This is a genomic window from Salinibacterium sp. dk2585 (assembly GCF_008001035.1).
In the GTDB taxonomy this organism is placed as follows: domain Bacteria; phylum Actinomycetota; class Actinomycetes; order Actinomycetales; family Microbacteriaceae; genus Homoserinimonas.
This window is the reverse complement of the sequence record NZ_CP042856.1, coordinates 1,411,667-1,423,913: the sequence shown is the minus strand read 5'-3', so window position 1 is coordinate 1,423,913 and position 12,247 is coordinate 1,411,667. Positions and strand designations below refer to the sequence as shown.

Sequence of the window (12,247 nt, the reverse complement as noted above, 5' to 3'; positions counted from 1 at the left end):
ATAGCGGACGGTTCAGGTGGTGCGGAGAACGGTGTCGACCGCGGCGGCGATGTCTGCTGCCAGCCGGGCGGCTTCCTCGGCGCTCAGGTCGTGGACGGTGAGTCGGAGGTGGCGCAGCGCTGCCTCCCCGGCGAGCAGGAAGTCGTCACCGGGACGGGCAAGCCACCCGCGGCGCATCAGCTGCTCCGTGACAGCGCGGGCGGGGGCCGGCAGGGGCAGCCAGAGGCTCAAACCGTCGCCCGCATGACAGGGCAGGCCGGCGGCGCGTGCGTGCTCTGCGAACGCGGCGTTGCGCTCGCGGTAGTGTTCGGCGGCGCGCTCGACAGCGGCCATCACGTCAGCATCGGTGACGAGCGCGACCACGAGGCGCTGCAGAAGGTGGCTCACCCAGGTCGACCCCGGGCTCAGCCGTTCGGCGAGGCGGGCTGCGGTCTCGGCGTCACTTGCCGTGACCGCGAGACAGAGGTCGGGTCCGAGGAACTTCGAAACCGAGCGGATGAGCGCCCACCGACGGTGCTCCGGCCCGATGATCGAGACATAGGGGCGGCGCGACAGCATCGAGAAGTGGTCGTCCTCGATGACGAGCACATGCGGATGCTCGGCGAGAACCTCTCGCAGGGCCGCAGCACGCTCTGGCGAGAGGCTCGCTCCCGTCGGGTTGTGAGCGCGGGGCGTGCACACGATCGCGCGGACGCCGGCTGCGAGTGCAGCGCGAAGGCCGCCGACCGTCATCCCCTCTTCGTCGACCGGGATCGCGTGCGGCCGGTATCCGCCGACACGCACGGTGCGCAGTGCGGAGAGGAAGCACGGGTCCTCGAGTCCGACGAGGTCGTCGCGGGCGAGCGCATCCGCGAAGAGCCGCTCCAGCGCATCGACGGCACCACCCGTCACAGTGAGGCGCAGGTCATTCCGCGTCCCGAGGTCCCGGGTGATCCACGCGTGTGCCCAGCGCTCGAGCGAGGGATCGATCGTTGGCTCGCCGTAGAGGACTGGGCGTCCCGCGAGCGTCGCGAGCGCGGGGGAGAGGTCGGGAATGAGCGCGGGGTCGGGGTTGCCGTTCGCGACGTCGCGAAGCACTGAGTCGGGCGAGTAGCCCTCGAGGGGCACTGCGGCACGGGTCGCGACGCGGGTGCCGCCCCGCCCGCGGGTCTCTACCGCGCCGGCCTGGTTCAGCAGTCGGTAGGCAGCAACGACCGTGTTCCGGTTGACCCCCAGTTGGTCCGCAAGCGAACGGACGGGAGGGAGTGTGTCGCCCGGTGTTAGCACCCCACGGTCGATCAATGCGCGAACGCTCTCGGCGATCTCAGCCGCCGTTTCGCCGCCGATGGGCCCGAGGGCCAGCCGTGTGTCTGCGATCGTCACACGAGCAAGTCTATGGGTCATGCCATGCTAGGTTTTGGCCTAAGCCAAACAAGGGAGTGCGCATGTCCACGACAGCAGGGACCGCTCGCGTCAAGCGCGGGCTCGCCGAGATGCTGAAGGGCGGCGTCATCATGGACGTCGTCACCGCCGAACAGGCACGAGTTGCCGAGGAAGCGGGAGCCGTCGCGGTCATGGCCCTCGAGCGCGTACCCGCGGATATCCGCTCGCAGGGTGGCGTCGCAAGAATGAGCGATCCCGACCTCATCGACGAGATCATCGCATCCGTCTCCATCCCCGTCATGGCGAAGGCGCGCATAGGCCACTTCGTCGAGGCACAGGTGCTGCAGTCGCTCGGCGTCGACTACATCGACGAGTCTGAGGTTCTCAGCCCAGCCGACTACGTCAACCACATCGACAAGTGGAACTTCACGGTGCCGTTCGTGTGCGGCGCCACCAACCTTGGAGAGGCGCTGCGACGCGTCAACGAAGGTGCCGCCATGATCCGATCCAAGGGCGAGGCCGGTACAGGTGACGTCTCGGAGGCGACCAAGCACATCCGCACGATCCGCAGCGAGATCGCCCGCCTGACATCGATGAGTGATGACGAGTTGTATGTCGCGGCCAAGGAGTTGCAGGCGCCGTATGAACTCGTGGTCGAGGTCGCGAAGTCAGGCACGCTGCCCGTCGTGCTGTTCACCGCTGGCGGAGTCGCAACGCCCGCGGATGCCGCGCTCATGATGCAACTCGGTGCCGACGGTGTCTTCGTGGGCTCCGGCATCTTCAAGTCGGGCAACCCGGCCAAGCGTGCCGCCGCCATCGTCAAGGCGACAACCTTCCACGACGACCCGGCAGTCATCGCCGAGGCCTCCCGCGGCCTCGGCGAGGCGATGGTGGGCATCAACGTCGCCGATCTTCCGGCTCCCCACCGGCTCGCCGAGCGTGGCTGGTAGCACGCCAATCCAGATCACGGTCGGCGTCCTGGCCCTCCAGGGGGCAGTCCGCGAACACCTCGATGCCCTGAGGCGGCTGGGTACGGAGGCGCAGCCCGTGCGCACTCCCGCCGATCTCGCTGCCGTAAACGCGCTCGTCATCCCGGGCGGCGAGTCGACCGTGATCGACAAGCTGTCGCGTGCATTCGGGCTCGACGGGCCGATCAGGGCGGCGATATCGGGAGGCCTGCCTGTGCTGGGCACCTGCGCTGGTCTCATCATGCTCGCGGATCGCATCCAAGGGCAGGCCGCCGGCCAGAGGACCTTCGGCGGACTCGACGCGACCGTGCGGAGGAACGCTTTCGGGAGTCAGGCGGAGTCATTCGAGACCGACGTCGCCGTTCCGGAGCTTGGCGGCCCGGCGATGCATGGCGTCTTCATCCGGGCGCCCATCGTTGAGGAGGTCGGCCCAGGGGTGACCGTCCTGGGGCGCCTCGACGACGGGAGGATCGTCGCGGTGCAGCAGGGGAAACTGCTCGGCGTCGCCTTCCACCCGGAGATCTCCGGCGAAGACCGCTTCCATGCCAGGCTCATTGATCTCGCGCGAGAGGCGGCGGGCCGCAACTAAGCACGGGCTACGAAGTGCCCCTCTATAGAATGTTCTCCATGTCAGGGCATTCCAAGTGGGCGACCACGAAGCACAAGAAGGCGGTCATCGACGCGCGCAGGGCCAAGTCCTTCGCGAAGCTGATCAAGAACATCGAGGTTGCGGCCAAGATCGGCGGCGCTGACCTCTCGGGCAACCCGACCCTCGTTGACGCGGTGCAGAAGGCCAAGAAGACCTCGGTGCCCAACGACAACATCGACCGCGCGATCAAGCGTGGCGCAGGCCTCACCGGTGAGTCCGTCGAATACATGACCATCATGTACGAGGGCTACGCCCAGGGCGGCGTCGCGCTCCTTATCGAATGTCTCACCGACAACAAGAACCGCGCCGCCGCGGAGGTCCGCACCGCCATGACGCGCAACGGCGGCAACATGGCCGACCCGGGCAGCGTGGCCTACAACTTCTCACGCAAGGGCGTCGTGTCGATCACGAAGACCGAGGGCCTGGCAGAAGATGACGTCCTCCTCGCCGTGCTCGATGCAGGAGCCGAAGAGGTCGTCGACCGGGGAGCGGGCTTCGAGGTCATCACCGAGCCTTCCGACCTGGTCGCTGTCCGCACCGCGCTGCAGGATGCCGGCATCGACTATGACTCGGCAGAGGCGGAGTTCGTGCCGAACCTCAGCGTCGAGATCGACGCCGAGACAGCCCGCAAGGTGTTCAAGCTGATCGATGCGCTCGAAGACAGCGACGACGTGCAGAACGTCTTCGTCAACTACTCCCTGTCGCCGGAGACCCAGGCCGAACTCGACGAGGACTAGTTGTCCGCCTCGCCTGCACGCATCCTCGGCGTCGACCCCGGGCTCACCCGCTGCGGTATCGGGGTCATCGATGTCATGGCGGGCAGGCGCGCCCGGCTCGTCGACGTCGGCGTGATCAGGACACCCGCCGAGATGCCCCTAGAGCGGCGCCTCCAACTCATCGGTGACGCGCTCGACGGCTTGCTTGACGAGCACCGCCCGACCGCGATCGCCCTGGAGCGAGTCTTCGCGCAGCACAACCTTCGCTCGGTGATGGGCACGGCACAGGCGAGTGGTGTCGTGCTGTTGGCTGCGGGGCGCCGCTCGCTTCCCGTTGGGCTCCACACGCCGTCTGAGGTCAAGGCTGCGGTGACCGGCTACGGTGCTGCCGACAAGCGGCAGGTCGGCGAAATGGTCGCGCGCATCCTCGAGCTCTCGGCGCCGCCGACCCCGGCAGATGCCGCCGACGCCCTCGCGCTTGCCCTTTGTCATGCGTGGAGAGGCAGCACGACGAGCGCGCGAGTTCAGGCGGATGCGGGAACTCCCGCACAGCAGGCGTGGCGCGCCGCAGAACGTCGACGATGACGTCGGGGGCGCCTCGTAGGCTTGGAGCATGATCTCCTCTGTGCGCGGACCCGTGCTCTCCGTCGGCGTCACAACGGCCGTGGTGGAGGTGGGGGGCGTCGGCCTGCTCATGACCATCACGCCGGCGCACGCGGCGACACTCCGTGTCGGAACCGAAGCGAGTATTCGCACAGTCCTCATCGTGAAGGAGGACGATCTCGCCCTGTTCGGCTTCGCCGACACCGAACAGTTGCATGTCTTCGACCTGCTTCGCGGTGTGACGGGGGTCGGGCCGAAGTCGGCCATGGGAGTGCTGTCGGCTATGACGCCAGCCCAGGTCGCCCAGGCGGTGAATCTCGAAGACGATGGCGCCTTCCGCAAGGTCTCGGGCATTGGGCCCAAGACTGCCAAGCTCATCATCGTTTCCCTCGCGGGCAAAATGGTGCACACGCCAACCGGCGCACCGGCCGCCGCGCGGGCGGTCGCGGGGGATGCCCGCGCACAGGTCGTTGAAGCGCTCATCGGCCTCGGCTGGAACGAGCGTTCGGCCACGAAGGCCGCGGACGATGCCAAGGATGCCGTCGATCCCGCCAAGACGGGCGACATGCAGGCACTTCTCCGCATCGCCCTCGCCAGCCTCGGACCGTCGCAGGCCATGACACGTGAGGGCGCGCGATGAGCCAGGGCGAGGATGGGCGCATCGGGAGCTTCGAGCGCAGCACCGAATCAGTCACGACCCCGCAGCCGGAATCCCAGGCCGAGCTTGCGTTCGAAGGGGCGCTCCGACCACGCTCACTCTCTGAATTCGTCGGCCAGTCAAAGGTGCGGGCGCAGCTCGAGCTTCTGCTCAACGCCGCCACGATCCAGAACCGCACACCCGACCACATCCTGCTGGCCGGGCCGCCAGGGCTCGGCAAGACCACGCTCGCGATGATCGTCGCTGAGGAGGGATCGCGGCCGCTGCGCCTCTCGAGCGGTCCAGCAATCCAGCACGCGGGTGACCTCGCTGCGCTGCTCTCGTCCCTGGTCCCGGGTGAAGTGCTCTTCATCGACGAGATCCACCGCATGGCGCGTTCCGCGGAGGAGATGCTATACCTCGCGATGGAGGACTTCCGCATTGACATCATGGTGGGCAAGGGCGCTGGCGCGACCTCGATTCCCCTGGACCTCGCCCCGTTCACGCTCGTCGGAGCGACCACCCGCTCCGGGCTCCTGCCCAACCCGCTCCGGGACCGCTTCGGCTTCACCGCCCACCTCGAGTTTTACTCGGACGGCGAGCTCGCGCAGGTCATCGCGCGCGCCGCAACACTGCTCAACCTCGAGGTCGATGACCCTTCCCTCGCCGAAATCGCGGGACGGAGTCGGGGCACTCCCAGGATCGCGAACCGCCTCCTCCGGCGTGTGCGGGACTACTCGCTCGTGCACAGGAGGGACGGACTCGACGCCGTGCGAGAGGCGCTGCGCCTGTATGACGTCGACGACCTCGGCCTCGACCGTCTCGACCGTGCGGTCCTGATGACAATCGTCACGCAGTTCGACGGGGGACCGGTGGGACTCGGGACGCTCGCGGCATCGGTCGGCGAGGAGGCGGAGACGATCGAGTCGGTCGTCGAGCCCTTCCTCGTGCGAATGGGCCTTCTCTCGCGCACGCCGCGAGGTCGTACTGCCACGCGACGCGCCTTCGAGCACCTCGGAGTACAACGTGCTGAAGCGACGCTTTTCGGGGATGGCCTGTAGGATCTGAGGGTCGTCTTTCGACGACGTCCCCGCGCACTCTGCGCCACATCACCACGGAAGGTCTTCCCACCCGTATGGATCCGCTGCTTCTTGCCATGATGGCCGTCCTGGCCCTCTTCATCTTCTTCCAGTTCCGCGCCTCGAAGAAGAGGAAGGTCGAGCAGGAGGAGCTCAGCACCAAGATGGTGCCCGGCGCCGAGGTGATGACGCAGTTCGGCGTCTTCGGCACGCTGCTCTCGATCGACGAGGAGAAGAACGAGGCACTCCTGGAGACGACGCCTGGCACGGTTATCCGGCTCCACCGCCAGACGATCCTCAAGGTCGTCGAAAACGAGCCCGTCTCCGAGGACGTCGCGGGTGACGCCGACGGCATTGCCGACGGCGATGCGCCGACGACCAAGAACGACAACTGAACCATTAGTCTTTCCTGAGTTCGGCCGAGCCTGAGCCGAACCACCCGACCCTGATCCATGGCACCCGAGCCATCGGAGCAATAGAAAGCTGAGTTCCAGGTGGCAGCACCACGATCGACTCCGGCCAAGAAGGCCTGGCGTTCGCTGACATGGCTGGCGGTAATCATCGTCGGCCTGATCGGCCTCAACGCTGCGGGAGCAATCTGGCAGGGTTCCGGCTGGACGCCGAAACTCGCGCTTGACCTCGAGGGTGGCACCCAGATCATCCTGGCCCCGCAGCTCGAGAGCGGCCAGCAGGTGACAGGCGAGCAGCTCGACCAAGCCGTCGAGATCATCCGCTCGCGGGTCGACGCTGCCGGTGTTTCTGAGGCCGAGATCAACACGCAGGGCGCCCAGAACATCGTCGTCTCCATCCCTGGAACGCCGGACGAGGAGACCCTCGCCCGCATCGAGTCCTCCGCGAAGCTCGAGTTCCGTCCCGTACTGCAGGTCGCGTCGGCGGTCGACGCGACGCAGGCTCCTGCCCCCGAGACGGGCGAAGGTGAGGGGACGGATGATACGGAGCCGTCGCCGTCAGTCTCGCCGTCGGCGGGTGCGGGCCAGGGGGGTGCGGCGCCCGCGACTGCGGAGACACCCGCACCTTCGGCTTCGCCGTCCCCTTCAGCCGAGGCCGACCCCGCCCAGCCTGGAGAGGGCGAGCCCACTCCAACTCCGAGCAACGCCAGCGACCTCGCATGGATCACTCCGGAGCTGCTCGACGAGTTCACGAACTTCGACTGCGCCGAGCTCGACGAGGCGGGCACCAACGTCGCTCCTGCAGCAAAGCCACTCATCACCTGCGACAGCACGCGCACGGTCAAATACATTCTCGGCCCGGTGGAGGTCGCCGGCGAGCGGATCGTCGATGCCACTCACGGCCTTGCCTCGAACAGCCAGGGCGTGAGCACAGGCCAGTGGGCCGTCAACATCGTCTTCGACGGCGAAGGATCAGAAGAGTTCGGCGAGGTCACGACGCGACTCTTCTCCCTCACCGGCGTTCAGAACCAGTTCGCGATCGTGCTCGACGGCACGGTCATCTCGGCCCCGCGCACCAACACCATCATCACCAACGGCAAGCCACAGATCACGGGCGACTTCACACAGGACACCGCGAAGGTCCTAGCCGACCAGCTGAAGTTCGGCGCGCTGCCCATCGGCTTCGAGGTGCAGAGTAGCGAGAACATCTCGGCCACGCTCGGCGAGAGCCAACTCTGGAGCGGACTGCTCGCGGGTGTCATCGGTCTCGCCTTGGTCGTCGCGTACTCGCTGTTCCAGTACCGCACGCTCGGGCTCGTCACGGTCGCCTCACTGGGAGTCGCCGGAGTCATCGTCTACCTCGTCATCAACCTGATGTCGTGGCGCGAGGGATATCGGCTCTCCCTCGCAGGCGTCGCCGGCCTCATCGTCGCCATCGGCATCATCGCTGACTCCTTCATCGTCTACTTCGAGCGCATCAAGGATGAATTGCGAGACGGGCGGATGCTCGGCTCGGCCGTCGAGGCGGGATGGAAGAGAGCGATCCGCACCGTGCTCGCCTCCGACGCGGTCAACTTCCTCGCCGCGGCTGTGCTCTTCGTTCTCGCCATCGGCAACGTCCGGGGCTTCGCGCTCACCCTGGGTATCACGACCCTCATTGACCTCCTCGTCGTATCGCTGTTCACACACCCCGTAATGCAGTTGCTCGCCAAGACAAAGTTCTTCGGTGAAGGTCACCCCGCGAGCGGACTCAACCCGCGAGCGCTGGGTGCCGTGTACCGCGGGCGCGCCACGTTCCGCGAGCCGGTCGGCGTCAGTGCCTCGAAGCGAGCTTCGAGCGTGCGCGAGGCGCAGAAGCGGCAGACGATCGCCGAGCGCAAGGCCGCTGCGGATGCCGCGGCTTCGGTTTCGAAGGGCAAGGATTCCTGATGGCCAGCTTCTCCACCTTCGGTAACGACCTCTACACAGGGCGTCGATCCATCAACTTCGTCGGTCGCCGTCGACTCTGGTACATCATCGCGGCCGTGCTGATCGTCGCATCCGTCGTCGGGCCGTTCATTCGTGGTGGCTTCGAGTTCGGCATCGAGTTCCGTGGTGGCTCCCAGTTCATCGTCGAGCGCACGTCTGAGCTCGATCAGGTGCTCGGCGAGGAAGCGGTGCGGGCGACGGTCGCCGATGCAACGCCTCGCGTCACCGTGGTCGGGCAGGACTCCGTTCGCGTGCAGACCGACATCGTCACCGACGATGAGGCGTTCGAGATCAGGACTGCTCTCGCGTCCTCCTATGACGTGCCCGTCGACCAGGTGAGCTACTCCTTCATCGGGCCGACCTGGGGCGCTGACATCACGGCACAGTCGATCAGGGCCCTCGTCGTCTTCCTTCTCCTGGCCGGCGTCGTCATGGCGCTCTACTTCCGCACATGGAAGATGTCGCTGGCGGCCATGGTCGCGCTCTTCCACGACCTCATCCTGACGGCAGGCATCTACGGCATCCTCGGCTTCGAGGTGACGCCCGCCGCGGTCATCGGCTTCCTCACGATTCTTGGTTACTCCCTCTACGACACCGTCGTGGTCTTCGACAAGATCCGAGAGAACACGGCCGGGGACGGCGAAGCCTCGCCTCGCACCTTCGCAGAGTCAGTGAACCTCGCGGTCAACCAGACGCTCGTTCGTTCCATCAACACCTCGGTCGTGGCGGTGTTGCCCGTCGCGGCGATCCTCTTCATCGGATCATTCGCACTGGGGGCGGAGACGCTGCGTGACATCTCGCTCGCGCTCTTCATCGGCATCATCGTCGGTGCATACTCCACGATCTTCATCGCCTCCCCGGTCTACAACCACCTGCGTGAGAACGAGCCGGAGATCAAGAAGCAGACCGCCCGAATCCTCGCTGCCCGTCGCACGGAGCCCGCTCCCGTCGGGTGACGGCGGCCGCTCGCTCGGCATCCCATTCATCCCAGGAGTGATAGTTTTGCTGCACGGGAAAGGTGGGAGGTGAGATGACCGAAGTCACCAACAGTCCTGCTACGAGGCGACTGCTTCTCCCTCGCCTCTTCTCTCGGGCGCAGCATGCTGGCGCGATCGAGAACCTGATCCGCACGGTGCGTGCGCATCATCCGCGCGCCGACATTGACACGATCGAGCGGGCATACAAGGTCGCGGAGATCGCCCACCGAGGTCAGACCCGCAAGAGCGGCGAGCCATACATCACGCACCCCGTCGCGGTCGCGCAGATTCTTGCCGACCTCGGCATCGGAGCGAAGACCGTTGCAGCCGCGCTGCTACACGACACTGTAGAAGACACCGACTACACCCTCGATATGGTGCGCAAGGACTTCGGTGACGAAGTGGCAATGCTCGTCGATGGCGTCACCAAGCTCGACAAGCTCAAGTACGGCGACAGCGCCCAGGCCGAGACCGTCCGCAAGATGGTCGTTGCGATGTCCAAGGACATCCGGGTACTCGTGATCAAGCTCGCAGACAGGCTCCACAATGCGCGGACGTGGGGGTTCGTCTCCTCTGAGTCGGCCAAGCGCAAGGCGCAGGAGACGCTGGAGATCTATGCGCCGCTGGCACACCGCCTCGGCATCCAGGCGATCAAGTGGGAACTCGAGGACCTATCGTTCGCGGTGCTGCACCCGAAGCTGTACGTCGAGATCGAGAGCCTCGTCAAGCAGCGCACACCGCAGCGCGAGGAGTTCGTGCACCAGGTCATCGAGGCGGTGACGGAAGACCTGAAGGCCGCACGTATCAAGGGCAAGGTGGTCGGCCGTCCGAAGCAGTATTACTCGATCTACCAGAAGATGATTCTCCGCGGCCGTGAGTTCGACGAGATCTACGACCTGGTGGGCATCCGAATCCTGGTTTCGACCGTTCGCGACTGCTACGCGGTCCTCGGCTCCATCCACGCACGCTGGACCCCGATTCCCGGCCGCTTCAAGGACTACATCGCGACGCCGAAGTTCAATCTCTACCAGTCGCTGCACACGACGGTAATCGGGCCCAAGGGCCGGCCCGTCGAGATCCAGATCCGTACCGAGGACATGCATCAGCGCGCCGAGTACGGTGTGGCTGCCCACTGGAAGTACAAGGAGCGCGTCAATGGCGGTCGCTCCGCTGACAACACGCCCGTCGGCGATTCCGACATGGCGTGGCTCGCGCACATCTCCGACTGGCAGGCAGAGACGTCTGACCCGGGCGAGTTCCTCGATTCGCTGCGCTTCGAGATCGGAGCGAAAGAGGTCTACGTCTTCACCCCCCAGGGCAAGGTCATCGGCCTGCCCGCCGGCGCGACGCCCGTCGACTTCGCCTACGCCGTACACACCGAGGTGGGCCACCGCACGATGGGTGCGAAGGTCAACGGGCGGCTTGTACCTCTCGAGAGCGAACTCTCCAGCGGCGACGTCGTCGAGGTCTTCACGTCGAAGAACCCGGATGCCGGCCCCAGCCAGGGCTGGCTGACCTTCGTCAAGTCGACGCGGGCACGAAACAAGATCCGGCAGTGGTTCACGAAGGAACGTCGTGACGAGGCGATGGAGCAGGGCAAGGATGCCATTGCTCGCGCCATGCGCAAGCAGAACCTGCCGCTCCAGCGCCTCATGAACCAGGGCGCGCTGAGCGAGGTGGCGGCGCAGCTGCGGTATGACGATGTCTCGGCACTCTACGCGGCAGTAGGCGAAGGGCATGTGTCCACGCAATCCGTGCTGGAGAAGCTCGTCGCGACGCTGCAGGTCGACACCGAGGCGGAGGAAGAGTTCACCGTTTCTCGCGCGAAGGGCAAGCGCCGCGCGAGCGGGAACTCGGGAGTGCTGGTGAAGGGTGCGCCAGACATCCTCGTCAAGCTCGCGAAATGCTGCACCCCGGTGCCTGGGGACGAGATCATGGGCTTCGTCACGCGTGGATCCGGAGTCTCGGTGCACCAGTCCTCCTGCGTCAACGTGAAAGCACTGATGAACGAGCCCGAGCGCGTCGTCGAGGTCGAGTGGGCACCGTCATCGACGAGTGTGTTCCTCGTTCAGATCCAGGTAGAGGCGCTCGACCGAGCTGGACTCCTCTCAGACGTCACTCGCGTGCTCTCCGAGCACCACGTGAACATCCTGTCTGCCACGGTGGCGACCTCGACGGAACGCCTTGCGATCAGCCGTTTCGTCTTCGAGATGGGCGACACGACGCATCTCGACCGCGTGCTCAATGCCGTGCGACGAATCGATACGGTCTACGACGTCTACCGCGTCACGACCTAGGCGCTTCTCTCAGGGCGGCAATGCGATCGAGCGCCCGTCGTTTGCCTGCCAGTTTGTGGCGGGACTCGACTTCACAGCGACACTCGTCGAGCTCGATGGCGTTCGCCGCCATGAGCTGAAGCAACTGCTCCACCCTGTCCTTCGCGAAATCCCCCTCAGCCCTCAACAGGTCGATGGCGGTGCGCAGGGGAGTGGTGACCGCAATGCGGCCGAAGCGCATAACATCACCCGGCGAGATCACGACCTCCCGCACCTGCACCCGTGGCGACACCTGCGCACGCGCCCTCGCCGAATGCGAGACGCAGAACTCGAAGACCTCGGGCGGCGAGGACAGGGCGCCGTGCACCCACGCCGCCGTCATCCGTTCCGCAATGAAACGTGGGCGGGCGAGCACACCGAGCGAGAGCGCGCGGTGGTGCGCTTGCTCGAACTCGTCGATTGAGGCAAAGCCGTCACCGATCGCGTAGATATCTCCGTCCAGGCGCGCAGCCTGGAGCTCCTGGAGCGGAAGGTCGAGTTCGGTCAGCACAGGGGCTAGTCGTGGCGCCATGCGAACATCGTGCCGCTAGAGAGGCGGGGCC

Annotated in this window: 12 protein-coding genes; 10 read left to right on the top strand and 2 right to left on the bottom strand. The window is 66.0% G+C overall.

Annotated elements, in window-relative coordinates; all coding sequences use genetic code 11:
• Window positions 1–12: 12 nt before the first annotated feature.
• Window positions 13–1,362, bottom strand: a complete 1,350-nt coding sequence (locus tag FVA74_RS06685) for an aminotransferase class I/II-fold pyridoxal phosphate-dependent enzyme (protein ID WP_240792151.1) — start codon at window positions 1,360–1,362, stop codon at window positions 13–15.
• A gap of 62 nt (window positions 1,363–1,424) precedes the next feature.
• Between FVA74_RS06685 and pdxS the strand changes: the two genes are divergently transcribed.
• The 10 genes from pdxS to FVA74_RS06635 all read left to right on the top strand — a co-directional run bounded on the left by pdxS (window position 1,425) and on the right by FVA74_RS06635 (window position 11,666).
• Window positions 1,425–2,312, top strand: a complete 888-nt coding sequence (gene pdxS / locus FVA74_RS06680; RefSeq protein ID WP_147721297.1) for a pyridoxal 5'-phosphate synthase lyase subunit PdxS — start codon at window positions 1,425–1,427, stop codon at window positions 2,310–2,312.
• Window positions 2,302–2,919 (top strand): pyridoxal 5'-phosphate synthase glutaminase subunit PdxT, encoded by a 618-nt coding sequence (pdxT, locus tag FVA74_RS06675; protein ID WP_147721296.1) that lies wholly within the window; start codon window positions 2,302–2,304, stop codon window positions 2,917–2,919. Before pdxS ends, pdxT begins: the two co-directional genes overlap by 11 nt.
• Before the next feature lie 38 nt (window positions 2,920–2,957).
• Window positions 2,958–3,716, top strand: coding sequence for a YebC/PmpR family DNA-binding transcriptional regulator (locus FVA74_RS06670; RefSeq protein ID WP_147721295.1), 759 nt, complete (start codon window positions 2,958–2,960; stop codon window positions 3,714–3,716).
• Window positions 3,717–4,280 (top strand): crossover junction endodeoxyribonuclease RuvC, encoded by a 564-nt coding sequence (ruvC, locus tag FVA74_RS06665; protein WP_240792150.1) that lies wholly within the window; start codon window positions 3,717–3,719, stop codon window positions 4,278–4,280. It abuts the gene before it with no gap.
• 28 nt (window positions 4,281–4,308) lie between these two features.
• Window positions 4,309–4,938 carry a Holliday junction branch migration protein RuvA gene (ruvA, locus tag FVA74_RS06660; protein ID WP_147721294.1) on the top strand — a complete coding sequence of 210 codons (630 nt, stop codon included), beginning with the start codon at window positions 4,309–4,311 and terminating at the stop codon, window positions 4,936–4,938.
• The gene (ruvB, locus tag FVA74_RS06655; protein WP_147721293.1) at window positions 4,935–5,996 is read left to right on the top strand and encodes a Holliday junction branch migration DNA helicase RuvB; all 1,062 of its coding nucleotides are present in this window, start codon (window positions 4,935–4,937) and stop codon (window positions 5,994–5,996) included. The genes ruvA and ruvB overlap by 4 nt, the downstream gene beginning before the upstream one ends.
• A 74-nt stretch (window positions 5,997–6,070) precedes the next feature.
• On the top strand, window positions 6,071–6,409 hold the full coding sequence (gene yajC, locus FVA74_RS06650) for a preprotein translocase subunit YajC (protein ID WP_147721292.1): 339 nt from the start codon (window positions 6,071–6,073) through the stop codon (window positions 6,407–6,409).
• Window positions 6,410–6,508: 99 nt separating this feature from the next.
• A complete protein-coding gene (secD, locus tag FVA74_RS06645; protein WP_147721291.1) occupies window positions 6,509–8,353 on the top strand; it encodes a protein translocase subunit SecD in 1,845 nt (614 codons plus the stop codon).
• Entirely contained in the window at window positions 8,353–9,348 is a 996-nt protein-coding gene (secF, locus tag FVA74_RS06640; protein ID WP_147721290.1) for a protein translocase subunit SecF, read from the top strand. The genes secD and secF overlap by 1 nt, the downstream gene beginning before the upstream one ends.
• Window positions 9,349–9,422: 74 nt before the next feature.
• The gene (locus FVA74_RS06635) at window positions 9,423–11,666 is read left to right on the top strand and encodes a bifunctional (p)ppGpp synthetase/guanosine-3',5'-bis(diphosphate) 3'-pyrophosphohydrolase (protein ID WP_147721289.1); all 2,244 of its coding nucleotides are present in this window, start codon (window positions 9,423–9,425) and stop codon (window positions 11,664–11,666) included.
• Here FVA74_RS06635 and FVA74_RS06630 read toward each other — a convergent pair.
• Window positions 11,656–12,216: a hypothetical protein gene (locus FVA74_RS06630; RefSeq protein WP_147721288.1), complete on the bottom strand. Its 561-nt coding sequence runs from the start codon at window positions 12,214–12,216 to the stop codon at window positions 11,656–11,658. The two genes, FVA74_RS06635 and FVA74_RS06630, sit on opposite strands and share 11 nt — an antisense overlap.
• Between the last annotated feature and the right edge of the window lie 31 nt (window positions 12,217–12,247).

Excerpts from the sequence above, each read along its gene's own strand:
- secF (WP_147721290.1), top strand. The coding sequence starts at position 8,353 with ATGGCCAGCTTCTCCACCTTCGGTAACGACCTCTACACAGGGCGTCGA.
- FVA74_RS06670 (WP_147721295.1), top strand. The coding sequence starts at position 2,958 with ATGTCAGGGCATTCCAAGTGGGCGACCACGAAGCACAAGAAGGCGGTC.
- pdxS (WP_147721297.1), top strand. The coding sequence starts at position 1,425 with ATGTCCACGACAGCAGGGACCGCTCGCGTCAAGCGCGGGCTCGCCGAG.
- ruvA (WP_147721294.1), top strand. The coding sequence starts at position 4,309 with ATGATCTCCTCTGTGCGCGGACCCGTGCTCTCCGTCGGCGTCACAACG.
- FVA74_RS06630 (WP_147721288.1), bottom strand. The coding sequence starts at position 12,216 with ATGGCGCCACGACTAGCCCCTGTGCTGACCGAACTCGACCTTCCGCTC.
- FVA74_RS06635 (WP_147721289.1), top strand. The coding sequence starts at position 9,423 with ATGACCGAAGTCACCAACAGTCCTGCTACGAGGCGACTGCTTCTCCCT.
- yajC (WP_147721292.1), top strand. The coding sequence starts at position 6,071 with ATGGATCCGCTGCTTCTTGCCATGATGGCCGTCCTGGCCCTCTTCATC.
- ruvB (WP_147721293.1), top strand. The coding sequence starts at position 4,935 with ATGAGCCAGGGCGAGGATGGGCGCATCGGGAGCTTCGAGCGCAGCACC.